The sequence below is a fragment of the Thalassospira sp. genome (assembly GCF_002709775.1).
Classification (GTDB): domain Bacteria; phylum Pseudomonadota; class Alphaproteobacteria; order Rhodospirillales; family Thalassospiraceae; genus Thalassospira.
The window spans coordinates 1-22,650 of sequence record NZ_PAQR01000054.1; the positions used below are offsets into that span (position 1 = coordinate 1).

Annotated in this window: 22 protein-coding genes and 1 tRNA gene; 16 read left to right on the forward strand and 7 right to left on the reverse strand. The window is 54.1% G+C overall.

The window, feature by feature from the left end; translation table 11 throughout:
* The first annotated feature begins 88 nt into the window (after positions 1–88).
* The 5 genes from CMO10_RS16690 (at position 89) to gatB (ending at position 4,827) form a co-directional block, all read left to right on the forward strand.
* On the forward strand, positions 89–1,309 hold the full coding sequence (locus CMO10_RS16690; protein WP_297024366.1) for an ABC transporter permease: 1,221 nt from the start codon (positions 89–91) through the stop codon (positions 1,307–1,309).
* A gap of 45 nt (positions 1,310–1,354) precedes the next feature.
* On the forward strand, positions 1,355–1,537 hold the full coding sequence (locus CMO10_RS16695; RefSeq protein WP_297024367.1) for a hypothetical protein: 183 nt from the start codon (positions 1,355–1,357) through the stop codon (positions 1,535–1,537).
* 63 nt (positions 1,538–1,600) lie between these two features.
* Positions 1,601–1,891, forward strand: coding sequence for an Asp-tRNA(Asn)/Glu-tRNA(Gln) amidotransferase subunit GatC (gene gatC / locus CMO10_RS16700; protein WP_008890773.1), 291 nt, complete (start codon positions 1,601–1,603; stop codon positions 1,889–1,891).
* Entirely contained in the window at positions 1,891–3,369 is a 1,479-nt protein-coding gene (gene gatA, locus CMO10_RS16705) for an Asp-tRNA(Asn)/Glu-tRNA(Gln) amidotransferase subunit GatA (RefSeq protein WP_297024369.1), read from the forward strand. Before gatC ends, gatA begins: the two co-directional genes overlap by 1 nt.
* Positions 3,370–3,372: 3 nt before the next feature.
* Positions 3,373–4,827, forward strand: a complete 1,455-nt coding sequence (gatB, locus tag CMO10_RS16710; RefSeq protein ID WP_297024371.1) for an Asp-tRNA(Asn)/Glu-tRNA(Gln) amidotransferase subunit GatB — start codon at positions 3,373–3,375, stop codon at positions 4,825–4,827.
* A 67-nt stretch (positions 4,828–4,894) separates the two neighbouring features.
* On the opposite strand, the gene CMO10_RS16715 is transcribed toward gatB, so the two are convergent.
* Entirely contained in the window at positions 4,895–5,095 is a 201-nt protein-coding gene (locus CMO10_RS16715; RefSeq protein ID WP_297024373.1) for a heavy-metal-associated domain-containing protein, read from the reverse strand.
* Positions 5,096–5,164: 69 nt separating this feature from the next.
* Positions 5,165–5,845: a type 1 glutamine amidotransferase domain-containing protein gene (locus CMO10_RS16720; protein WP_297024375.1), complete on the reverse strand. Its 681-nt coding sequence runs from the start codon at positions 5,843–5,845 to the stop codon at positions 5,165–5,167.
* Positions 5,846–5,951: 106 nt separating this feature from the next.
* On the opposite strand from CMO10_RS16720, the gene CMO10_RS16725 reads away from it, so the two are divergent.
* Together CMO10_RS16725 and CMO10_RS16730 are read left to right on the forward strand one after the other, a co-directional pair.
* Positions 5,952–6,863: a LysR family transcriptional regulator gene (locus tag CMO10_RS16725; protein WP_297024376.1), complete on the forward strand. Its 912-nt coding sequence runs from the start codon at positions 5,952–5,954 to the stop codon at positions 6,861–6,863.
* Positions 6,864–6,932: 69 nt separating this feature from the next.
* Positions 6,933–7,511: a thymidine kinase gene (locus CMO10_RS16730; protein ID WP_297024378.1), complete on the forward strand. Its 579-nt coding sequence runs from the start codon at positions 6,933–6,935 to the stop codon at positions 7,509–7,511.
* 23 nt (positions 7,512–7,534) lie between these two features.
* Here the strand turns inward: CMO10_RS16730 and CMO10_RS16735 are convergent, their stop codons facing one another.
* Complete coding sequence (locus tag CMO10_RS16735) at positions 7,535–8,161, reverse strand: LysE/ArgO family amino acid transporter (RefSeq protein ID WP_297024380.1); 627 nt, start codon at positions 8,159–8,161, stop codon at positions 7,535–7,537.
* A 102-nt stretch (positions 8,162–8,263) separates the two neighbouring features.
* Here CMO10_RS16735 and CMO10_RS16740 point away from each other — a divergent pair, with 102 nt between their 5' ends.
* The 7 genes from CMO10_RS16740 to CMO10_RS16770 all read left to right on the forward strand — a co-directional run bounded on the left by CMO10_RS16740 (position 8,264) and on the right by CMO10_RS16770 (position 17,236).
* Complete coding sequence (locus CMO10_RS16740; RefSeq protein WP_297024381.1) at positions 8,264–9,163, forward strand: LysR family transcriptional regulator ArgP; 900 nt, start codon at positions 8,264–8,266, stop codon at positions 9,161–9,163.
* Positions 9,164–9,309: 146 nt separating this feature from the next.
* Positions 9,310–10,626 (forward strand): paraquat-inducible protein A, encoded by a 1,317-nt coding sequence (locus CMO10_RS16745; protein WP_297024383.1) that lies wholly within the window; start codon positions 9,310–9,312, stop codon positions 10,624–10,626.
* Positions 10,623–12,302, forward strand: a complete 1,680-nt coding sequence (locus CMO10_RS16750) for a PqiB family protein (protein WP_297024385.1) — start codon at positions 10,623–10,625, stop codon at positions 12,300–12,302. Before CMO10_RS16745 ends, CMO10_RS16750 begins: the two co-directional genes overlap by 4 nt.
* Positions 12,299–12,892 carry a PqiC family protein gene (locus CMO10_RS16755; protein WP_297024387.1) on the forward strand — a complete coding sequence of 198 codons (594 nt, stop codon included), beginning with the start codon at positions 12,299–12,301 and terminating at the stop codon, positions 12,890–12,892. The genes CMO10_RS16750 and CMO10_RS16755 overlap by 4 nt, the downstream gene beginning before the upstream one ends.
* A 256-nt stretch (positions 12,893–13,148) precedes the next feature.
* Positions 13,149–14,837 carry a hypothetical protein gene (locus CMO10_RS16760; RefSeq protein WP_297024389.1) on the forward strand — a complete coding sequence of 563 codons (1,689 nt, stop codon included), beginning with the start codon at positions 13,149–13,151 and terminating at the stop codon, positions 14,835–14,837.
* A 132-nt stretch (positions 14,838–14,969) separates the two neighbouring features.
* Positions 14,970–16,001 carry a GlxA family transcriptional regulator gene (locus tag CMO10_RS16765; protein WP_297024390.1) on the forward strand — a complete coding sequence of 344 codons (1,032 nt, stop codon included), beginning with the start codon at positions 14,970–14,972 and terminating at the stop codon, positions 15,999–16,001.
* A gap of 56 nt (positions 16,002–16,057) precedes the next feature.
* A complete protein-coding gene (locus CMO10_RS16770) occupies positions 16,058–17,236 on the forward strand; it encodes an MFS transporter (RefSeq protein ID WP_297024392.1) in 1,179 nt (392 codons plus the stop codon).
* Between the two features lie 155 nt (positions 17,237–17,391).
* On the opposite strand, the gene CMO10_RS16775 is transcribed toward CMO10_RS16770, so the two are convergent.
* Positions 17,392–17,613 carry a hypothetical protein gene (locus CMO10_RS16775; RefSeq protein WP_297024394.1) on the reverse strand — a complete coding sequence of 74 codons (222 nt, stop codon included), beginning with the start codon at positions 17,611–17,613 and terminating at the stop codon, positions 17,392–17,394.
* 282 nt (positions 17,614–17,895) lie between these two features.
* On the opposite strand from CMO10_RS16775, the gene CMO10_RS16780 reads away from it, so the two are divergent.
* Positions 17,896–17,988, forward strand: a tRNA-Ser gene (locus tag CMO10_RS16780).
* Positions 17,989–18,061: 73 nt separating this feature from the next.
* On the opposite strand, the gene CMO10_RS16785 is transcribed toward CMO10_RS16780, so the two are convergent.
* On the reverse strand, positions 18,062–19,246 hold the full coding sequence (locus CMO10_RS16785; protein ID WP_297024396.1) for an SAM-dependent methyltransferase: 1,185 nt from the start codon (positions 19,244–19,246) through the stop codon (positions 18,062–18,064).
* Positions 19,247–19,635: 389 nt separating this feature from the next.
* Here CMO10_RS16785 and CMO10_RS16790 point away from each other — a divergent pair, with 389 nt between their 5' ends.
* Complete coding sequence (locus CMO10_RS16790) at positions 19,636–20,496, forward strand: cupin-like domain-containing protein (RefSeq protein WP_297024398.1); 861 nt, start codon at positions 19,636–19,638, stop codon at positions 20,494–20,496.
* A gap of 6 nt (positions 20,497–20,502) precedes the next feature.
* Here the strand turns inward: CMO10_RS16790 and CMO10_RS16795 are convergent, their stop codons facing one another.
* Together CMO10_RS16795 and CMO10_RS16800 are read right to left on the reverse strand one after the other, a co-directional pair.
* Complete coding sequence (locus tag CMO10_RS16795; RefSeq protein ID WP_297024401.1) at positions 20,503–21,330, reverse strand: lysophospholipid acyltransferase family protein; 828 nt, start codon at positions 21,328–21,330, stop codon at positions 20,503–20,505.
* Positions 21,331–21,335: 5 nt separating this feature from the next.
* A complete protein-coding gene (locus CMO10_RS16800) occupies positions 21,336–22,649 on the reverse strand; it encodes a hypothetical protein (protein WP_297024402.1) in 1,314 nt (437 codons plus the stop codon).
* Position 22,650 lies beyond the last annotated feature (1 nt).

Sequence of the window (22,650 nt, forward strand, 5' to 3'; positions counted from 1 at the left end):
ACCATCCTTCTTGTCGTCGTTCTTGGCCTGTACTGGTGCTACGATAAGATTGTGGGCATCGATAACGTGAAGTTGGGGGGCTAAGGCCATGAATGAAGTAATCTCTTATACGAAGCGGCCTGAATTGATGTCCTTCACCATGCCGATCGTGGCTGTGTTGGGTGCGATGTTCGGCTTCGTGACCGGCAACATCTTCGGGAGCCCTTGGATCGGGTTCCTGCTTGGTGCCATCGTTGGTGCTGCTCTTGCGCTCCTGTTCTCGAAAATCACCAATATCAAAAGCAAACCGAAGACCCTTGGTTCCGGCGTTGTGTTTGGTATTGTTGGTCTGGTTTTCGGTGGTCTTGGTGGCCTGTTTGGCGGTTTCCTCGTCGGTATCTCGATGGGCTGGTTCGCCAACTGGGTTGGCAGCGGTAAATACCGTGCCGGTGTTCCGATCTATTACACGCCGGGGCAGGTTCTTTGGCACAACACGTTCATGTTCATCTGTGCGTTTGTGTTCTTCTTCCTGATCGCGCCGCTTCTGCCGGTGATCTGGCTGAGCTTCAATGCCGAGAACTTCTTTACCTTCACGCCTGAAATGCTGAGCTTCAAGGCAGAGGGTTATAGCCTTAAGCATTATCGCGACTTCCTGGGTACCGATGAATGGATGGTGCCACTCAAGAACTCGTTGATCATTGCGCCGATTGCGACCCTGATTTCGGTTTCACTGGGTACCCTTGCTGCGATCGGCCTTAGCCAGTCGCACGTACCGGGCCGTCAGGCGATGATGGCGGTGCTGATTTCTCCGATGATCGTGCCGCTGATCATTTCGGCAACGGGCATGTTTTTCTTCTACGCGCCGCTGGGCAACTGGCTTGAGCTCAAACTCGGGCTTAACCAAGCGTTTGTTGGCTATGTGAAGGTGATCCTGGCCCACGCTGTTCTGGGTATTCCGTTCGTGATCATCACCGTGACGGCAACGCTTGTCGGCTTTGACAAGTCGCTGACCCGTGCAGCAGCCAACATGGGTGCAAACCCGGTCACTACCTTCTTCAAGGTTCAGATGCCTCTGATCCTGCCGGGTGTGATTTCAGGCGGCCTGTTCGCTTTCATCACCTCTTTTGACGAAGTGGTTGTCGTGCTGTTCGTCGGTTCTGCCCGTCAGCAGACCCTGCCATGGCAGATGTATACCGGCCTGCGTGAACAGATTTCACCGACCATTCTGGCCGCCGCGACCATCCTTGTGTCGGTCTCGATCCTGCTGCTTCTGACCGTGGAGCTGCTGCGTCGTCGTTCCGAACGTCTGCGTGGCATGAGCCCGGGCTAAGCAGATCAGGCATTCTGTCCTGCACATACGGGGCAGGGCAAAAACATGAAACAGGCCGGCAGCTTTTTTGTTGCCGGCCTGTTTGTTTTCATATGCCTCGATCCGGTCACGGCAGGTGATATTTTCACGCGAGGGAGTTTTATCTGCCAAACAGCCCGACAACTGGCCTTCTTCGTTGCTTCCAACCCTTGCGGCAGGGGCGGCGGGGTGCTAGTTTCCGCGCTGTAATTCACGTTCCGGCAGAGTTCTGTCTGCCGGGTTTTTGTCATTCCTTAAGAGAGACTTTCATCCATGTCGTCTTTGGATAAGGAAACAGTTCGCCGTATTGCCTATCTTTCGCGTATCAACGTGTCCGAAGAAGGCCTTTCCGAACTGGCGGGAGATCTGACCCGTATCCTCGATTTCGTCGAGGAACTGCAAGAAGTCGATGTCGAAGGCTGCGAGCCGCTGACATCTGTTGCCGATCTGACCCTGCCGCTGCGCAAGGACGAAGTCACCGATGGCAATATCCAGCAAAAAGTGCTGTCAAACGCACCGATGACCGATGCTGGCTGTTTTGTTGTGCCCAAGGTGGTTGAATAATGACTGATCTGACAAAGCTGACACTTGCAGAAGCCCGCGACGGGCTTGCAAAGGGTGATTATACCTCGGTCGAGCTGACCGAAGCGCACCTGAAATCGATGGACGCGCATCGCAATTTGAATGCGTACATCACCGAAACCCCGGAAAAGGCCATGGAAATGGCCAAGGCATCTGATGCCAAGCGCGCCAAGGGCAGTGCTGGCAAGATGGAAGGCCTGCCGATTGCGGTCAAAGACCTGTTCTGCACCGAAGGTGTCCAGACCACGGCGGCATCGCACATCCTCGAAGGTTTCAAACCGGAATATGAATCCACCGTCACCAGCAACCTGTTTGGTAATGGTGCGGTGATGCTGGGCAAGGCGAACCTTGATGAGTTCGCCATGGGCTCGTCCAACACGTCGTCCTATTACGGCAACGTGGTTAACCCGTGGAAAGACAAATCCGGCAAGGATCTGGTTCCGGGTGGCTCGTCTGGTGGTTCGGCGGCAGCCGTTGCTGCCAACATGGCGCTTGCCGCGACCGGTACTGATACCGGTGGCTCGATCCGTCAGCCGGCATCCTATTGCGGTATTGTTGGCCTGAAGCCGACCTATGGTCGTTGCTCGCGTTGGGGCATTGTTGCCTTTGCAAGCTCGCTTGATCAGGCAGGCCCGATGACCAAAACCGTGCGCGACGCAGCTATCATGCTGGGTTCGATGGCCGGTCACGATGCCAAGGACAGCACGTCCGCACCGATTGCGGTGCCGGATTTCGAAGCCGCCCTTACCGACGACATTCGTGGCATGAAAATCGGTATTCCGAAGGAATATCGCGTTGATGGCATGCCTGAAGAAATCAGCAAGCTTTGGGATGATGGCGTCGCTATGCTGCGCGATGCCGGTGCCGAAGTGGTCGATGTAACCCTGCCGCACACCAAATATGCGCTTGGTACCTATTACATCGTTGCCCCGGCTGAAGCTTCCTCGAACCTCGCGCGTTATGACGGTCTGCGTTATGGCCAGCGTGTCATGGATGAAGGCGACAGCCTTGATGACATGTACATGAAGTCGCGTGCAGCTGGCTTCGGCAAGGAGGTCCAGCGCCGTATCATGATCGGTACCTATGTGCTGTCGGCTGGTTACTATGACGCCTATTACAACAAGGCACTTAAAGTCCGTCGTCGCATCTATCAGGATTTCGAAGGTGCGTTTGGTCAGGTCGATGCGATCCTGACGCCGACCGCACCGTCTGCGGCCTTTGCCATTGGCGAAAACGAAGGCGACCCGGTCAAGATGTATCTCAATGACGTCTTTACCGTTCCGGCAAGCCTTGCAGGTCTTCCGGGCCTTTCGGTGCCGACCGGTCTTTCGGCCGAGGGGCTGCCGCTTGGTCTGCAGCTGATTGGCAAGCCGTTTGATGAAGAAACCGTTCTGCGTGTTGGTGGCGTACTTGAAGGTGCGGCCAACTTTACCGCAAAACCTGCCGGGCAGGAGGGCTGATCCATGAGCTATATTCTTGAAGGTTCAACCGGCCCGTGGGAAATCGTTGTCGGTCTGGAAGTCCACTGCCAGGTGATTTCGCAGTCCAAGCTGTTTTCCGGCGCATCGACTAAGTTCGGTAATGATCCCAACACCAATGTCAGCCTCGTTGACGCGGCCATGCCGGGCATGCTTCCGGTCGTGAACGCAGAATGCGTGCGTCAGGCAGTCAAAACAGGTCTGGGTCTTAAGGCAAAGATCAACAAGGAAAGCGTTTTTGCCCGCAAAAACTATTTCTACGCCGATCTGCCGCAGGGTTATCAGATTTCGCAGTTCGACAAACCGATTGTCGGCGAAGGCACGATCATTCTTGATATGCCCGATGGTTCGACCAAGTCGGTTGGCATTGAACGGCTGCATCTTGAACAGGATGCCGGTAAATCGATGCACGATCAGGACCCGAAATATTCGCATATCGACCTGAACCGTTCGGGTGTTGCGCTGATGGAAATCGTTTCCATGCCAGACATCCGTTCACCAGAAGAAGCCGGTGCGTATCTGACCAAGCTGCGTGCGATTGTGCGTTATCTTGGCACCTGCGATGGCAACATGAACGAAGGCTCCATGCGTTGTGATGCCAACGTTTCTGTCCGTCGTCCGGGTGAAGGTTTCGGCACGCGTTGCGAGATCAAGAACGTCAACTCCATCCGTTTCGTGATGCAGGCGATCGAGATCGAAGCAAAACGCCAGATCGAAGTGATCGAAGGCGGCGGCGAAATCCAGCAGGAAACCCGTCTTTATGATCAGCGTCTGGGTGAAACCCGCTCGATGCGTTCCAAGGAAATGGCACATGACTATCGCTATTTCCCGGATCCGGACCTGCTGCCGCTGGTCTTTGATGACGCGTTCGTTTCGGAAATCGAAAAAGAACTGCCGGAACTACCGGACGAGAAAAAGGCCCGTTTCATGCGTGAAAACGGCCTGTCGGCCTATGATGCCGGTGTTCTGGTCGCTGAAAAGGAAAAGGCTGATTACTACGAAGTCGTTGCCAAGGGCCGTGATGGCAAACTGGCAGCGAACTGGGTGATCACCAACCTGTTTGGTGCGCTGAACAAGGCAGAAGTCGGTATTGCCGATAGCCCGGTAACCGCGGAAAATCTCGGCAAGCTGATCGATCTGATCTCGAACGACACCATTTCTGGCCGTATCGCCAAGGACGTCTTTGAAATCATGATCGAAACCGGCGGTGATCCGGAAAAGATCGTTGAGGAAAAAGGTCTTAAACAGATCACCGATACCGGTGCGATTGAAACGGCGATTGACGAAGTCATTGCCGCGAACCCGGACAAGGTTGAAGAGATCCGTGGGGGCAAGGACAAAATGCTTGGCTGGTTCGTCGGTCAGGTCATGAAAGCCACAGGTGGCAAGGCCAATCCGGGCATGGTCAACAAACTGCTGCGTGACAAGATCCTCAGCTGATCCTATTCATCAGACCAAAGAAAAAGCCGCCCAATTGGGCGGCTTTTTTTGTGTGAGGATTGGAAGTTTAACCTTCAATCACCTGTGCCGGGTAACCGGCCTTGTCGATGGCAGCGATGAGGGCTGCTTCATCGGGCGTGCCCGAGACAGCCAGTTCACCGGCTTCAAGATCGACGTTGGCGTCATCGACGCCGGGTACATTTTGGGATGCCTTGGTCACCGCGTTTGCGCAGTGACCGCAGCTCATGTTTTCGACTTTCAGGCGCATGTTCCATCTCCACAGGATTCGTTTTATGTTAGGAACATACGCCTTCCAGTGGTTGGAAGGTCAAGCGATTTAAGCAGAAAGAAGTTTCAGTACAGCGTCTGCTGTTTCTTCGCTGGATGCCGGGTTCTGCCCGGTAACCAGTTTGCCATCGATAACCGCATAGGGCGCCCAGTTTTCGGCACGTTCAAAGGTTGCGCCCTGCTTTTTAAACTCGTCTTCGATCGAAATCGGAACGACGTTTTCAAGTCCAACTGCCTTTTCTTCATCATTGGTGAAGCTGGTGACTTTCTTGCCTGCGACCAACGGTTTTCCGTCTTTGCCCTTGGCGCCAACAAGGGCTGCAGGACCATGGCAGACTGCCGCGACCGGTTTGTCCAGTGCGGTGAAGGCTTCGATCAGGGCAATTGATTTGGCATCGTTTGCCAGATCCCAAAGCGGACCATGGCCGCCCGGATAGAACAGGGCGTCAAAGTCGTCGGCCTTAAGGCCGTCAAGCGTGACGGTGTTGGCAAATGCGGCTTGGGCATCTGGATCATTTTCAAAGCGGTTGGTCGCATCGGTCAGGGCATCTGGCACCTGACTGTTGGGATCAAGTGGCGGCTGTCCGCCCTTGGGCGAGGCAAGGGTGATCTCGGCACCAGCATCCAGAAAGCGGTAATAGGGGGCGGCAAACTCTTCAAGCCAGATCCCCGTCTTGTGGCCGGTATCACCCATTTTATCGTGTGAGGTAACAATCATCAGAATACGCATCAGGTCCTCCGTGCGTGGATTTCATTTGCCCCGATCGTATCTGGCTGACTAAATTTGCGTTAGAGTGAATAATTAGACAGATTGTCAAAGTAATTGAGCGAATAAAATGTCAGCACTTGATGAAGTCCGGGCAATGATGATTTTTGCCCGCGTCGTTGATGAAGGCGGGTTTTCCGCCGCAGCCCGGAAAATGGGCCTGAGCCGTGCTGCCATCTCTCATCAAATCCGTCAGCTTGAGGCCAAGCTTGGCGTGCCGTTGCTCCGCCGAAGCACACGCACCTTCAGCCTTACAGACGCAGGTTCACGGTATTACGACAGTTGTCGGACCATTACGCTCGAAGCCGAGGCAGCCCGAAAACGGGTTGAGGAATTGCGTGACGAGCCCGTTGGCAAAATTTCCATCACGTCTTCGGTGCATCTCGGCAACTTGCGCATCGTCCCCATTCTGGATCGCTTCCGGCAGACATACCCGGACGTGGCAATTGATGTGCATTTAAGCGACGAGGTTGTTGATCTGATCAAGTTGGGCATTGATATCGGTATTCGGTCTGGTCCGCTCAAAAGTTCGGACCTCAAAAGTTTCAAGCTATATCAAACCCGGCGAATTATATGCGCGAGCCCAACATATCTTGAACGGGTAGGCGCCCCCGAAACTGTCGATGAGTTGGCGACCCATGATTGGGTAATGTATAGCCGCGTGCCCGAAACCCTGACCTTGATGTGCGACGGCACGGAACGGAAAGTCAGGGTCAAAGGCTATGTGCGGGTCGATAACGCGACTGCCCGTTTGCAGTTCATGCGGGGCGGGCACGGGCTTTCGGTGGTGCCACTTTGCGATGTTCAGGATGAAATCAGGGATGGCAGGCTGGTTTGGGTTTTGCCCGACTGCAGACTCCCGGATTTGGAGATTTACGCTGTTTTCGCAGCAGGCGTGACACGCAGTGCCAAGATCCAGTCGCTGCTGGAATTCATGCGCAACGACATGCGTGACATTGATATTTCGCGCAATGGCGGCTGAGTGCCGCTTCGCTGTATTGATCAATCGTGAATGATCGGGTATTTCCGTTCTGACTTGATCGGGGGACCCATGGCCAATCTGTTTTTCTACTACTCGTCGATGAATGCGGGCAAATCGACCACGCTTCTGCAGGCGAGCTTCAATTACCGTGAACGCGGCATGGAAACGTTGCTGATGACAGTTGCGTTTGATGACCGCTTCGGGGAAGGCAAGATTGCCTCACGCATTGGTCTGGAAGCCCCGGCACTTCTGTTCGACGCCAACACCAATATGACCGCTCTGATCCTTGAACAGGTTGAAAAGGGGAAGGTCGATTGCGTCCTGATTGACGAGGCGCAGTTCCTGTCAAAAGATCAGGTCTGGCAGCTTTCCGATATCGCTGACATTCATGGCATTCCGGTGCTGTGCTATGGCATCCGTACCGACTTCCAGGGTCAGCTTTTTGAAGGCTCCAAATGGTTGCTGGCCTGGGCGGATAAGCTCAATGAGCTTAAAACCATTTGCCATTGCGGACGCAAGGCCGGCATGGTGCTGCGGGTTGACGAAAACGGAAACCCGGTCCGCGAAGGCGCACAGGTCGAAATTGGCGGCAATGACCGTTATGTCCCGGTTTGCCGCCGCCATTTCAAGGAAGCTATGGGCGAATAGGATCTCATTGCTGCGCGCAACGTCTAACCGCCCATGAGAGCGCGGATCTCCGGCGCCAGCAGGCTATAGGCTACCAACCACATCACACCGCACGTCAACCCATCAATGATCTTCCAGGTAATCGGGCGGGCGACATAGGGCGCAAGCCACGCGGCCCCCAGCGCAATCGCAAAGAACCAGACAAAACTGGCGCTCATGGCACCGAGTGCAAAGCCAAGCCGCTCATCGGCTGGGTATTGCCCACCAATACCGCCCAGCATGACAACGGTATCAAGATAAACATGCGGGTTTAAAAGTGTGACGGCGAGTGTGGTACCAAGAACCACTTTCCAGCCGGTCTTTGAGATCGCTTCCTCTGACAGTGTCTCGGTCTCGAACAATCGCCGTAGCGCACCAAACCCGTACCAGATCAGAAATGCCCCGCCACCCCAGGCTGCAATCGTGGTCAGCAGCGGGTAGGCGGCAATTAGTGTTCCAAGCCCAGCAACTCCGGCCGCAATCAGGACGGCATCACACAATGCACAGACGAAGGCCACCATCACCGGATGGTTGCGCCGCAAGCCCTGACCAAGAACAAAGGCGTTCTGGGCACCAATCGCGATGATCAGTCCGCCGCCAAGGCCAAATCCGGTAAGATAGGGTAAAAGCATTCTTCGACGTTCCCATGATGGTGATACGCCGTTGATAGCAGCTTTGATATTTAAGAAAATCGAATTATACTTATCAATCATTAGAAAAAATGATGATTGATCATGCTCGATTACAAACTGGTTCAGGCTTGTGCCGAGGTTATTCATTTCGGCAGTTTCGAAAAGGCGGCACGTGCGTTGGGACTGACGCAATCGGCGATCTCTCAGCGTGTCAAACTGCTTGAGGAACGCTTGGGGCAGCCGCTTATTGTCCGCGCCAAACCCATCGCCGCCACTGCGGCCGGGCAGCGACTGCTTGCGCATTATCAAAGCGTTCGCTTGCTTGAGCAGGATCTGGGTAGTGAGTTGCCGGATGTGCAGCCAGAAAGCGGTTTTGGACAGGTAACCCTGGCGGTAAACGCCGACAGTCTTGCGACCTGGTTTGTTGACGTGCCCAAGCGCCTTTTTGAAAAGCTTGGCCTTTTGGTGCATCTGCTGGTCGATGATGAATCGCTTAATCATCAGTCCTTACAAGAAGGTAACGTGCTTGGCGCGGTAAGTCTGCGCGATACCCCCATTCAGGGGTGTCGGGTGCGCCCGCTTGGCTTCATGCGCTATTTCATGGTGGTTTCGCCAGAGTTTCAGGAACGCTATTTCAAGGATGGGGTCACGGCGGATGCCTTGCGCGCCTGTCCGGCGGTGAACTTTTCCGAACATGACGAACTGCAAAACCAGTTTCTAAATCAGTATTTCGGACTGAACCCCGGAGAATTCCCGGCCCACACAGTGCCAAGTTCGCAAGGTTTTGTGACCTTGGCCGAGCAGGGGGTGGCCTATGCCGTGGTTGAGCAGCATCAGGCCGAGGCCGGTTTGCGTAATGGAAAGCTGGTGCGCCCATGTCCGTTTGAGATTGATCGACCTCTGTACTGGCATCACAAGACCATCAACAGCCGCTTGCTTGATCAGGTCAATGAGATCGTCCTGGCGGAAGCGCGACGCCATCTGCCTGAAATAGGCATGTAAAATCAGAGTTTTCTGAACATTGTTTCGTCGCAATTGCCAAAGACATTCATAGCTGCATAGCGGCGCAATTTGACTTGTTGATAAAAGTGTCGCTTACTTTGATATGTGAGCCAGTCCGGGTAACGGATTGTAAAAACAGGAAAACAATGTCTCATCGACTGATCGCCTGTGAACATTGCGACTATCTCCATGTCGAGGAGGACATCCCGGCGGGCAGTGTCGCATATTGCGTTCGATGTGGTTCGCCGCTTTACAGTGCTGCACAGGCACGCTTTGACAAGCCATTGGCGCTGGCCATTACGGCCTTTTTGTTATTCCTGATTGCCAACAGTTATCCGGTTCTGACCTTTGCCATGGAAGGGCGGGTTGAAAGCAACACACTGGGCAGCGGTGTTGTGACCTTCTGGCGCGAAGGGTTTCCGTTTTTGGCCATCATGGTCGCTGTGACCTCGATGCTGGCCCCAATGGGGCTAATCCTGGCGCACATCTATGTCTTGCTTCCGATTACGCTGAACAAACAAGTACCCGGGATGCAGCAGGTCTGGCGCATTCTTGCGATGATCCGGCCATGGTCGATGCTTGATGTCTTCCTGATCGGGTTGCTGGTGGCCCTGACCAAACTCACCGATTTTGCCGAGGTGATTGCGGGACCGGCGTTCTTTGCCATTTGCTGCCTGATCCCGACCGTACTTCTGATGAATGTCACGCTGGATCCGCGATACGTCTGGCGGCGGTTGGCGCCAACCACCTTGCGATATCCGACGTCAGACGACATTGCCGAAGCGGACCATCAGAAAGAACCGCTTCTGACGTGTCATACCTGTGCGATGGTTGTTCTGGGAAATGGGCGCCAAGATGTCCGCTGCCCCCGCTGTGGTGATATGGTGCATCTTCGTAAACCAAGAAGCTTGTCACGCGCGTGGGCCTTGCTGTTGGCTGCCGTCATTTTGTATGTTCCCGCCAATGTCTTTCCGATCATGACGGTGACCTATCTTGGTCGGGGTGAAGCCGATACAATCCTGTCAGGCGTCAGTGCTCTGATCAATGCCGGGGAATGGCCCATCGCGATTGTTGTCTTTGCCGCCAGCATTCTGGTGCCGATTGTCAAAATTGTGCTGTTGGGCTGGGTCTATCTGGCAACCGCACTTGGTCTTTCCGGGCCGCTCCGGGAACGCACCCTGATCTACCGCGTTACCGAACTTGTCGGGCGCTGGTCGATGGTCGATGTATTTATGGTGTCGATCCTTGCTGCACTGGTAAAGCTTGGCAATATCGCAACGGTTCAACCAGGTTTCGGTGCCGTGGCATTTTGCGGAGTGGTCATTCTGACCATGTTATCTGCCATGGCATTTGATCCACGCCTGATTTGGGATCGGGCCGGAATGCAATCGGGCAGGGTGCCTGTATTGGGTGGCACAAAATCAAAACAAGACCGCGTTGAAAAACAGGGGGTCCCGTCATGAGTGACGTGAACAGTTTCGAACCGGAACAACATCCGGAAAAACCTGACGTCAAAAAAGGCTGGGGCCGTTTTTCGATCATCTGGCTGGTGCCACTGGTGGCGTTGATTGTCGGCGGATGGCTTTTGTGGCGCGATATCGTGTCAAAGGGTCCTGAAATCACCGTTAGCTTCGAGGCCGCCGAGGGATTGTCTGCGGGCAAAACGGCCGTGCGATACCGCGATGTCGATGTCGGGCAGGTAACGGCCATTGCCCTTGCCGATGACCTTGAACAGGTTCTCCTGACCATCCGCATGAACGCTGATCTTGCAGATTACCTGACCGATAAAACGCAGTTCTGGATTGTGCGGCCGCGCGTCAGTGCGCGAGGCATCACCGGCTTGGAAACAATCGTTTCGGGCGCCTATATCGAAGTAGTTCCCGACAAGTCCGGCGAAAAGGCCCGGAGCTTTGTTGGTGAAGAAGAACCGCAATTCATTCCGAATGAAGAGGACGGCACACGCTTTGTCCTGAGGGCCGAGGAGCTTGGCTCTTTGGGCGAGGGTACACCGGTCCTGCTGCGCGGGATCGAAGTCGGCGAGGTGCTCGATACCGAACTTGATGCAAATGCCAAAGAGGTATCGATCCCGGTCTTTGTGCGCAAACCTTTCGATGCACTCGTCAAACGGCAAACCCGGTTTTGGGATTCAAGCGGGATTGCACTTGATCTGAATGCCGATGGCTTTTCGGTACGTGCGCAATCGGTGCGCTCAGTCCTGGCGGGAGGGATCAATTTCTATACGCCGCCAGGGCATGAAGATGACGAAATGGCGGGTGCCGACACCGTGTTCCGCCTGCATGAAAGCCTTGAAAAGGCTGAGCTTCTCGCCGAAGGCTACAGCCAGCGTTACATGCTTTATTTTGATTCTTCCGTGCGCGGTCTGTCGCGTGGTGCGCCAGTGGAATTCAACGGCATCCGTGTTGGCACAGTTGAAAGTGTCGATCTTGAATATGTCGTGACGCAACATGCCTTCCGTGTTCCGGTGGAAGTCACACTTGAACCCGAACGGGTCAGTATCGTTGGCGGCCGGTTGGGCGATGTCGATCCACAGGAAACCATTGAAACCCTGATTGATAACGGCCTGCGTGCACGTCTTAAAACTGGAAGCTTCATCACGGGGCAGCTGTTTGTCGATCTGTCGATGCATCCGGTGTCACCAGCGCGCTATCTTGGTGACGGGCAGGGCGATTTGCCTGAACTGCCGACATTGCCGCAAAAACTGGACGAGATTGCCAATTCGCTGACCAGCCTGCTTGAAAAGGTTGAAACATTCCCGATTGAAGAGATCGGTATTCGTCTGCTGGGCACTGTTGAGGGCATGGAAAATATCGTTACCTCGCCCGCACTCAATGACGGCATGGTCAGCCTGCAACAGGCAGCAGCCGGGATCAGTACCCTCGTTACCAATCTTGATGCCAGTGTCCTGCCCGCGACCCAGACTGCACTTGATGCTGCGCGTGAGGCATTGGGCGGGGTGCGTGATGTAACCGCACCGACGTCACCGGTACGCTACAATCTGGAGCAGGCGCTGAAAGAGCTTGGCGCAACGGCGCGGTCCTTGCGCGAATTGACCGATTTTCTTGAACAGAACCCGAGTGCCCTGATCCTTGGCAAAAGCGGGCCGGAGGAGGATGAATGATGCGACAGACTGTTCGAAAAATGATCTCGCGATACATGGTTCTGCTGATTGCACCCGTGCTGGTCGCCTGTGCATCGCCTTCGGTTCCGGATCAGTACTATTTGCTGTCGCCAATGGCACAGCCGGCATCTTCAAGCGGCGCAACGCGGGTTATCGGAGTCGGGCCGGTGAGCATTCCAAGCTATCTGGATCGATCGACCATTGTCACGCGAAGTGCCGCCAACCGGCCAGAGGTCAATTCCGGCTACCGCTGGGCCGAGCCACTAGGTGAGAACATCAATCGGGTTTTGATGGATAACCTGGACAGGGCAGGTGTCGCATCACGATTGGAAGTCTTTCCGTGGAATTCCCGGGATATGGTCGAATGGCAGGTCGTTGTCGATATTGATGCGTTCGAGCTTCAGGCGGATGGCAATGTTAATCTGACAGCACGCTGGAAGCTTGTCCATTTCCAGAGTGGCGAGATCGTCGCAGCCGCCAAGTACAACAAGGTAAGTGCCCCCAATGACCCAAGCATTGAGGGCACAGTGATTGCCATGAGCAGTCTGCTTGCCGATTTGACCGGCGAAATTTCGACGCGGATTCCCTGAAAACAATCGAAAGGGAACGGGGCACAATGATGCGCAGTTGAATTGTGTTTGCAATTCAATCGCAAAAGTGAGGAAAATTCAGAAAAAACTAAAGAAATAACCGAAAGTATATGGAGTCATCGCATCCAACTATTGTTTTAATACCCCGATTGGCTTTATAAAGAAGAATAAATATAAAAATTTGGGACACGCGCCTGACTAGTTATACGGCAATCACATGCCGCCCAAACAGGAAGTTAGGGAGCCAGAGCGCGTTATGTCGGATACGACATTTGAAGTTATGGTCCAGCGTGGGGATCGCTGGATAATCCATTCGACATTTGATGTCGAAAAGGAAGCGGTTACAGAAGCTGAAAAGCTTGTGAAAACCAAGATCTCTGCCGTGCGCGTTATTCGTAACTGGGAACGCGGCGACGGTCGTCATATCGAAAAGGTACTTCTCGAAAAAGAAGGAGCTGGCGAGGATCAGGATGATGACGTTCGCGTTTCATCCATTGAAGAAGCGCCGCTATGCGAAACCGATAACGACCTTTTGCAGAAGGAAAGCCGCGCGACCATCAACCGGTTGCTGCGCAAGTATTTCGAACAGGAAATTCTGACACCTTGCGAGGTAATGTATAATTACCAGAACCTGCGCAAGCTGATGTTCCATGACACCTTGATGCCGACTGCGGTCGACAAGGTTGCCGGGCTTCATGCCAAGGCGACCGAAGGTGATCATATCGAGGCGATGAACAATCTCCACGGCGCGATTGAGCAGCTTTCTGCGCGCGCCCGCGAGGTTGAAAAAGTCGATCTGCCGGCATTCGAAGATGCCACCATCACCGAAGTGCGCGACGAAATCCGTCGCCTGAACCTAGCCGAAGATACCGACTTCCTGACCATGGTTGCGCTGACGCGCGTTCTTTCTTCTACCCGTAACTGGGTTGGCAAGCTTGACCTGGCGCTCAAGGTCAAGGGCGACGAGAAAGACGAAGCCGCGCGCAAGATGATCGATGACGTGATTGCCGATATTCTTGGCTCTCCCGTCGCACTTAAGGAACTGCTTGGTAGTTCGCGCAGCTTTGGCGAGGCAGTGACCCTGCATATCGACCTTGCACTTGGTCGGGCAAAGGGCAATCGCGGTGCCGCTGATGATATCCTTGAGTTGCTGAACCCGCTATTTGGGTCGGGCCTTCTGGCGAACAGTCAGGAAGCGATGTTTGACTACATCGTGCGCGAACTCAAAAGTGCCAACAGCTTGCAACGTCATGAAAGCGACCCGGATCCACTTGATGGTATCCTTGAGCGACTGATTACCGAGCAGGGCGTGGTCTATGGCACCCCGATGGTAAGCGCGATTGCTGAACGTGGTGCGCGGTTGCGCAATGTTGGCGGTCCGCGTGCGTTGATCGAAGGTGTGGCGGAAATCAACAGCCGTCTGATCCCGAACTTCCGCAAGCTGACCTGGTTGATCGCGGTTGCCAATAGCGGCATCGTCGAAGATTTCGCAGATGAGCTATATGAAATGATGTGTGACTCTGTTCAGGACATGCGGGCACTGCGTGCATTCTGTGATCCGGAAGCAAAGCCGCGCGACAAGATGGCAACCGTCAAGCAGATGAATGATGTGCTTGCAGCGTCGAACGTACCGGACGAGCAGAAGGCCGAAATTGCCGGCAAGCTTGATGATGGTCTGGCAGAGTATCTGGTACGCGAAAAGGTTATCGAACGGATCGATAATCCGTCACTGCATCTGCGCAAACGCGCCTACATGCTCGTGCAGTTCTGTTCAAGCGGCGTGCTGATCGAAGGTAAATCCGCGGCCATGGCGCGAAAAAGGGTGGTGGGGTATCTTAAACAGCCCAACTTCACCGACAAGCTGGTCGATGACATCAAGGATATGACAACCAAGGAAGGCACGATCCGTGACTTCTATGCATTGCTGCAACGAAGCGGGTTCTGACCCAAAAACCTTTCGTAATACCGATTGATCTGAACACCCCGCGAAAGCCATATGGCAAAATTCGTGGGGTGTTTGTCATTGTTGCCAAAATCAATCTCCGGCATCCTGTATCTGTGACAAGGAGATGCCGTGATGTCGAAATCAGCCCAAACCCCAAGAAAAATCGCCTGTTATGCCTTTGAAGATGTCATGAGCCTTGATGTCATTGGTCCGCTACAGGTGTTTGGCTCGGCAAATGACGAATTGGCTGCATTGGGGCGACCGCAGGGTTACGAGGGGATCGTTGTCGCAGAGGAGATCGGACCTGTAAGTACCTCATGTGGCGTGCGGTTCTATGCCGATATCGGATGGTGTTCCCTTGATTTAAGTACGGTAGATACGCTGTTCATCCCAGGCGGCACAGGTGTCTGGTCGATCCGCGACAATCCCGAAATTGTCGGATGGGCGCGCAAGGCAAGCACCATTGTGCCGCGATTGGGTTCGATTTGTTCAGGTGCGCTTATTCTGGCTGAGGCCGGGGTTCTTGATGGCAAAATGGCAACCACCCATTGGTCGCGCTGTGAACAAATGGCCCGCGAATACCCGGCCATTAAGATGATGGGTGATCGGTTGCACAGCTATGATCCGGCGGGGCTGGATGGCGATCCGCATGTTTTTACATCGGCTGGTGTAACGGCAGGTATTGATCTGGCGCTGGCAATCGTTGAGGCGGATTTTGGCAGAAGCCTCGCCCTGTCTGTGGCGCGCAGGCTGGTGATGTTCCTTAAACGACCCGGCGGGCAGGCGCAGTTCAGTGCCTATCTGATCCCGGAAACCGGAACCACGGCGCGCCTGACCAGCCTGCTTGAATGGTTGCCGGGCAATATCGCCAGTGATCTCTCGCTTGAAAAGCTTGCTGAGCGCGCTGGCATGACACCACGCACCTTTTCGCGTGTCTTTACCCGCGATCTTGGCATGAGCCCGGCGCGCTATGTCGAACGTGTTCGCGTCGAAGCCGCCAGAGCCCTGTTGCAGGACGAGGCGTTGGCAATTGGTCAGGTGGCAGAACTCTGCGGGTTTCGCCATCCCGAAACGCTGCGGCGTGCGTTTCAACGTCATCTGTCAGTCAGTCCGCAGGAATATGCGGAACGCTTTGCCCGCAAATCGTTGATCGCTGCGCCCTGACAGAGGCCTAAAGACCTTCATTTTTCATCACAGTTTACGAATTGGGAGTTGGGAACATGTTGTTGCTGGCCAATGGACCATTGCGTCTGCTTTTTATCGCCCAGGCGCTTTATTGGTCCTGTTCATTGATCGGAATCACGCTGACATCGATTGTCGGTGTCTCGCTGGCGCCGGTACCGGCACTGGCCACTTTGCCGCTTGGTGTTCTCATGCTTGGTAATCTGATGTCCGTCCATCCGCTGGCTATGTTGATGCAGCGCCATGGTCGGCGTGTCGGGCTTTCCATCGGGGCGGTGTTTGGGGTCGCTGGTGGGCTTCTGGTGGCCTATGGGATCTATATCGGGGCGTTCTGGGTTGTCGCATTGGCGCCTGCGCTGATTGGTACCTATCAGACCTCTGCCATGTATTACCGCTACGCTGCACTGGAAACCGTCGACCCGGCTCAAAAGGGTCGTGCTGCGGCTCTCGTTGTTGGTGGGGGCGTGTTGGCTGCACTGATCGCGCCTGAAGTTGCAGCGGTCAGCCGTGATATGCTGCCGGTGCCATTTTCAGGGGCTTATGTCGCCTTGGCCGGTTTGGCAGCGATTGGTGCCATCCTGATGACCATGTTGCCCGACGGCGGCATTCCTGAACGCGGCGGGTCAAGCAGAGCTGTGATGGCGAAATTGTTGCGGCGTCCGGTCATTCGCGGCGCGATCGCAATCAGTGCCGCCGGGCAGGGGATTATGGTTCTTGTCATGACCGCGACACCGCTTGCGATGAAATATTGCGGCTATGATGTTGATGTCTCCGCCAACGTTATTCGCTGGCACCTGATCGGCATGTTCTTGCCTGCCTTTGTCGCGGGGCCGTTGATTGACTGGATCGGTCCGCGCCGAGTGGCTTCTGTGGGGGCACTTGTTCTGGCGGCAAGTGTTGCAGTTGCTGTTTCGGGGATCTCGGTTTCCGCGTTCCTTATCAGTTCATTCCTGCTTGGGTTTGGTTGGAATATGATGCTGCTCGCCGGCACAACATTGCTGGGCGAGGGGCATGATGTTTCCGAACGCGGGCACGCGCAGAGTTTGATGGAGCTGGGCAACAGCATTACCGCCACACTGGCATCGATTGCGAGTGGCGCATTGATTGCTGGTGCGGGATGGGTCTTGGTGAACTATGGCGTTCTGCCTGTGCTGGCGGTTGCATTGCTTCTGATGTGGCGGGCCTATGTTGCGCGACAGGAAACCGTGCAGGTATGAAGATAAAAGAAACCGCCGGTCGTCATGACCGGCGGTGAAGTTGCAGGGCGAACGGGGAGTGTCGCCCCGGCGCGACTGAAAATGCCGCAGTGCCTTTCCGCGCGTGACGGACCAAACGCAAAGACCGCATGTTTATGGCAATAAAAAACCGGCCATCAGGCCGGTTGGGATGCCAGTGTTGCCGCATTGCCAGCGACAAATTCCTTGATCTTCTGCAAAACGAAATCGCGTGAGCTGTTTTCACGGGTGCGGAACAGAACTTCGCGATCCTGAATGACAAGACCCATGTAAACCGGATCGTTGTGACCTTCCTTGGTCATTTTCAGGGCGCGGAGGGTGTGACCGAAATCGTCGGTGCTTTGATAGATCGTACGCATCTTTCTCCAACCAGCATTTACGTCATAAGACGGTGAAAAACCAATCGACCATCGCTTTATGACATGTGTTTTTTGCCAAGCGATGACAGCTGTGTGATGGTTTGAAGACTCTTTTGTCCATCAACCAGGAAATGCACTGAACAAAGCAGGCAAAAAGCTGCTGGTTTTATTTGTCAGGACTGTTAAAAAGAAAACGTCCTTAACGCCAGTTTCGGGCATTGACATGCGCCATGGCGATGTTTAAGAAAGGCGTCGTTCCGCAGGGAACACCAAGGAGATAGAGGGCAAGTGGCCGAGTGGCTGAAGGCGCTCCCCTGCTAAGGGAGTATAGGGTGACAAGCCCTATCGAGGGTTCGAATCCCTCCTTGCCCGCCAGTGAAAAAGCACCCCAAGACGGGGTGCTTTTTTCGTTTCAGGTCAAGATCGTCATTTTGCCCAAAAGCGCGGCTTAGAGCGGCTTTTCGACCACGACTTGCGCCACCCGCGTGCCGAGCGCATCAAAAGATGCTTCCGAACCGGAAAGATAAAATAACCACATGCGCCGGAACCGTTCATCATAACGGTCATGATCAAGGCTGGGGTAGGCGTCATTGAAGCGCTTCCGCCAGTGTCGGAGGGTTTCGGCATAGTTGTGTCCGACATGTTCGAACGGTGCGTGCGGCACAGTCAGGCCCGCGGCCTTGGCGGCATCGGTCATATCGACAATGCGCGGGGCCTGTCCCCCCGGGAAAATGTATTTGCGAAGCCACGGGTTGGTGCGTGTTGTGGTGTCCTTGACGATGGAATGAATAACAGCCCGACCACCGGGTTTTAGCGAGCTGTAAACCGCATCAAAATATTCCTTGTAGTGGCGGCGTCCGACATGCTCGAACATGCCAATAGAAACTATCCGGTCATAGGTGCCGGCGTTTTCGCGCGCATGATCACGATAATCCTGAAGTATAAAACGTGCGCGATCGCGGACGCCCTTGGGCGTATGGGATTTCGCAAATTCAAGTTGTTCACGCGACAGGGTGATACCGGTTGCCTCACCGCCGTTTTCAGCAATGGCATGTGACATCGCACCCCAGCCACACCCGACTTCGAGAACCTTCATGCCCGGTTCCATTTTCAGGCGGTCAATCGTGGTCCTGAGCTTGTTTGCCTGCGCCTCTTCGAGGGAGGTAATTCCCTCGTCAAAGAATGCACAGGAATACAGCATCTTGTCGTCGAGAAACGCGGTGTAAAGGTCATTACCAAGGTCATAATGGTGTTCGACATTCTGATGACTTCGGTCGACAGAATTAACGGTCAGCCAATGACCAAGCGCACTTGATATCGCATCAAAGCTTTTGAAAACGAAGGTTTCTTCTAGGAGTTCCTCGTTTTTGAGCAACAACCCCATGAAATGCCCAAGATCACCTTGGACAAGGTCCCAGCCCTGATCCATGAAGATCTCGCCGATATTAAGGCTGGGGCGATACAGGATGCCGGTCAGGGCTGAACGGGTGTTGAAGCGGAGGATGAACTTTTCACCACTGCCATCACCAACGGTGACGGGCGACAGATCCTTGTAAACCAGATCAACATTCCCGACCCGGAAGAACTTTTTGATGATCGTCGAGACGGTCGCAAAAGCAAGCCGATCCGACATTGTATGCGGGGTTGATGTCGCATTTGAACTATCGCGCCTTTCGGTGTTTGTACTCTCGTCTTGTGAAGCCATGCAGTTTGGTCCCGTGTGTGTTTTTGATTTTATGAAGTCCGTAATCTTTACAAGGATTTAAACCGATTCATAGTGCTTAATGGCGGCTTGATTTCACGCGCGGCTTATGCTCTATCTGAGAAGTGGTCAGTTGACCTTCCTATGGGCCTTTACGCGCAGACAGAAACTGATCTTCTATCGGGGATCGGGCGGGCTGTGTTCCCAAGTGTCGTTGCATGAGACTTGGTGTTCTATTGGAGGTTCACAGCTGCATGGGATTAGGTGTGGTGTCTTTGAGATCACTAACAGACGCCAAAGAACAAGAAGACGGGACCGGAATGACCAATCAGCTGAACTATCAGGGCATTGACCGACGCGATGATCTGAGTCGGGAAGACTTTATTGATCAGTATCTGAAACCAAAGCGTCCCGTCATCATGCGCAGCTTCGCAGCCAGCTGGCCGGCTTCGCAAAAATGGACCTATGACTATCTCAAGCAGGGCTGTGGTGATGTCGAAGTGCCGCTTTACAGCGAAGCATTTGCCAATTCGGACAATGATTATCTGGATGCGACCCAGAACATGCCGTTTGGCGAGTATCTTGATCTAATTCAGGCCGGGCCAACACCGCTTCGTATGTTTTTGTTCAATGTGTTCAAGCACATGCCGCAACTGCGCGAGGATTTTTCATATCCTGATCTTGGTGTGACGTTCCTTAAGAACCATCCGTTCCTGTTTGTCGGTGGGCAAGATGCCTATGTCGACATTCATTATGACCTTGATCACAGCCACGTTTTCCTGACACAGATGACCGGCACCAAGCGGGTTATTCTGTATGGCAGTGAAGATGAACGGCAGCTTTATCGCCATCCGCTGACGGTGTCGTGCAATGTTGATTTTCGTAACCCGGATCTGGAGCGTTACCCGAAGCTGAAAGACATCACCGGGTACGAATGCATTCTCGAGCCCGGCGATACCATCTTTATTCCGAGCCGCTGGTGGCACTTCATCGAATACAGCACTGCGGGTATCAGCTTGACCTTGCGCGCCTTGCCGGAAACCTGGCCTGCACGTGTGGCCGGGCTGGCCAGCATCATCAAGCTTAAGGTGATCGACCAGTATCTCGGCAAGATGATTGGCGAGAAGAAGTGGTATCAGATGAAGGAAAACTGGGCGCAGGCCCGGGCCCGCAAGGCGTAGGCGACGTCAGTCCTTTTTCAGGATGATGTCATAGCCGTTCTGGACGCTCGCATGCGCCCACTGGGTAAGTTCCTTGCGGTTTGCGAACTCGGAAACCGGGCGGCTTGGACTGAAATGCACTTTGACGGTGCAGCCCTTTGTCGCCATGAACCGCCAGAAGTGAAACGCAAGCGACGTGTCATCAAACCACGGGTAAAGCACACGTTCGGGTTCCGGTGATGCTTCATCGTCCTGTGATCCGTCTCTCAGACACAGCACTGTGATCGGCTGAACGTGGCAGACTTCGGCGATCTTTTCGTCAAAGACAAATTCCATCAATGATGATTTGAACGGCAGAACGACACTGCCATCAGTGCTGGTTCCCTCGGCAAACAGGACCAGTCGACGGTCCGGCAGGATCTTTTCGCGCAGGATCTTGATCTGTTCGTGTGATTTGATTGCACGGCGTTCAACGAAAATCGTCTGGCAACAGCGCGCCAGAAACCCTATGCCCGGCCAACTGCGGACTTCGGACTTCGCAATGAAATTGACGGTAAACAACGAATTGATCACCGGAATATCAAGATAGGACGTGTGGTTCCCCAAAAGAAGCAGGGGCAGGGTTTTGCACGGAGACCCGCTTTGCTCGACCCGGATGCCAGTGATCTTGCGTGCACCGATATGCCACAGGCGTACAATCTTCGCGCTGGCGCGGATTTTAAGGCTCTCAAGGATCAGGAAGGGTATCAACAACGCAAACAACCAGATCATAAGCACCGTGAACTTGACACCGGCCTTTACATGTTGGGCAGGGGTAATCGGTGCGGTGTTGGTCGATGTAACAGTCTGGTCCAAAACGCTCAGAAATCCTTGGTGAATGTCAGTGTGACGTTATCATTGTCTTTCCAGTTGCCAAACAGGCTGACGTCACGGATGCCATCGAAGCTGGTATATTGCAAAGAAAGATCTGTCGAGTCATCAAAGCTGTAAGACAGCTTGGTCATGGACAGGGAATCCCGCTTGCTAAAGCCGCGGGCAAGTTCCTGTGACAGGGTCCATTCACTGGTCAGCTTTGCGCTGACGACGGCATAAAGTGCGTTCTGGAACGGACGGGAATAATAACTTGGTGTGCTGTAGTCCGGATGGGATTGATCGCGGACAGTGCGGTCGGCCAGGAATTCGAACGAGACATTCAGATCTTCAAAATTAAGCTTCTCAGCATAATTGTAGAAGTTCATGGCAATCCCGGTATTTACCCGGATGAAGTCGTCGTCTTTGCCGTCATCTGTATTCTGATAGAACGCTTCCATAAACAGACGGGCACTGTCGAGCGGATAGGAAATCCCGCCAAAGATGCCTGTCGCATGCGGGTAAACAGTTTTACGCTCATTAAGCTGATCGCCGTCTTTTGAAACGGAATACAACGACTGCGCACGCGATGCCCCAATCGCATAATCGAATAGATCCGCACTGCCTTCCCAGATCACGGAGATATCCGGCTTTGCGGAATAGATCGTTTCGTCGCTATAGGTAAATTGTTGACCGCCGAAGGTGAATTGCGGCTCCAGATTGCCATTGCTGTTTGCGCCACTCCAACGACTGCCCTCTGCCGGTTGGCCGGTTGCCGGATGAAACGGCATTACAGTGACGTTCAGGTTGCCACTGTCAAAAAAGTGCTGCCACTGCGTCAGCCAGTTGCCCGTATTGACGTTATTGAGCGGAACCGTGTAGTCGCCAAGATTATAGCGGTTTAGCAATGTCAGGCGTTCGGCAAACTCGTAGTTCTGTTTCCATTTGCCGATTTTGATGGTGTCATAATCACCATCCCAGCGCAGGCCAAGCTCGATAAAATCGCCGTAAGGGGATTTGCTTTCGCTCTGGTTCGGGCCGACAAAGGCGCCCGATATCTGTGTGTGGCTGGCTTCGTGGATGTAACCCGAGATCGCCATGCTGACCGTGTCGGTCAGATACAAGGTGGTGTCGGCACTATAAAGCAGGCTGGCTTCATAAGCGTTGTTGCGCGAGCCTTCAGGCGCGTCATCGGTGAAAGCCGTAGCCGTGGATTTCACGCTGTGCGAGATGTCGAGATCATCCAGTCCGTCAAACCCGAAGGCCGGGGAGACGAGGGCCGTTGAGATGAGCGCCAATGGGGTCAGGGTTGCAATCTGCCGCATG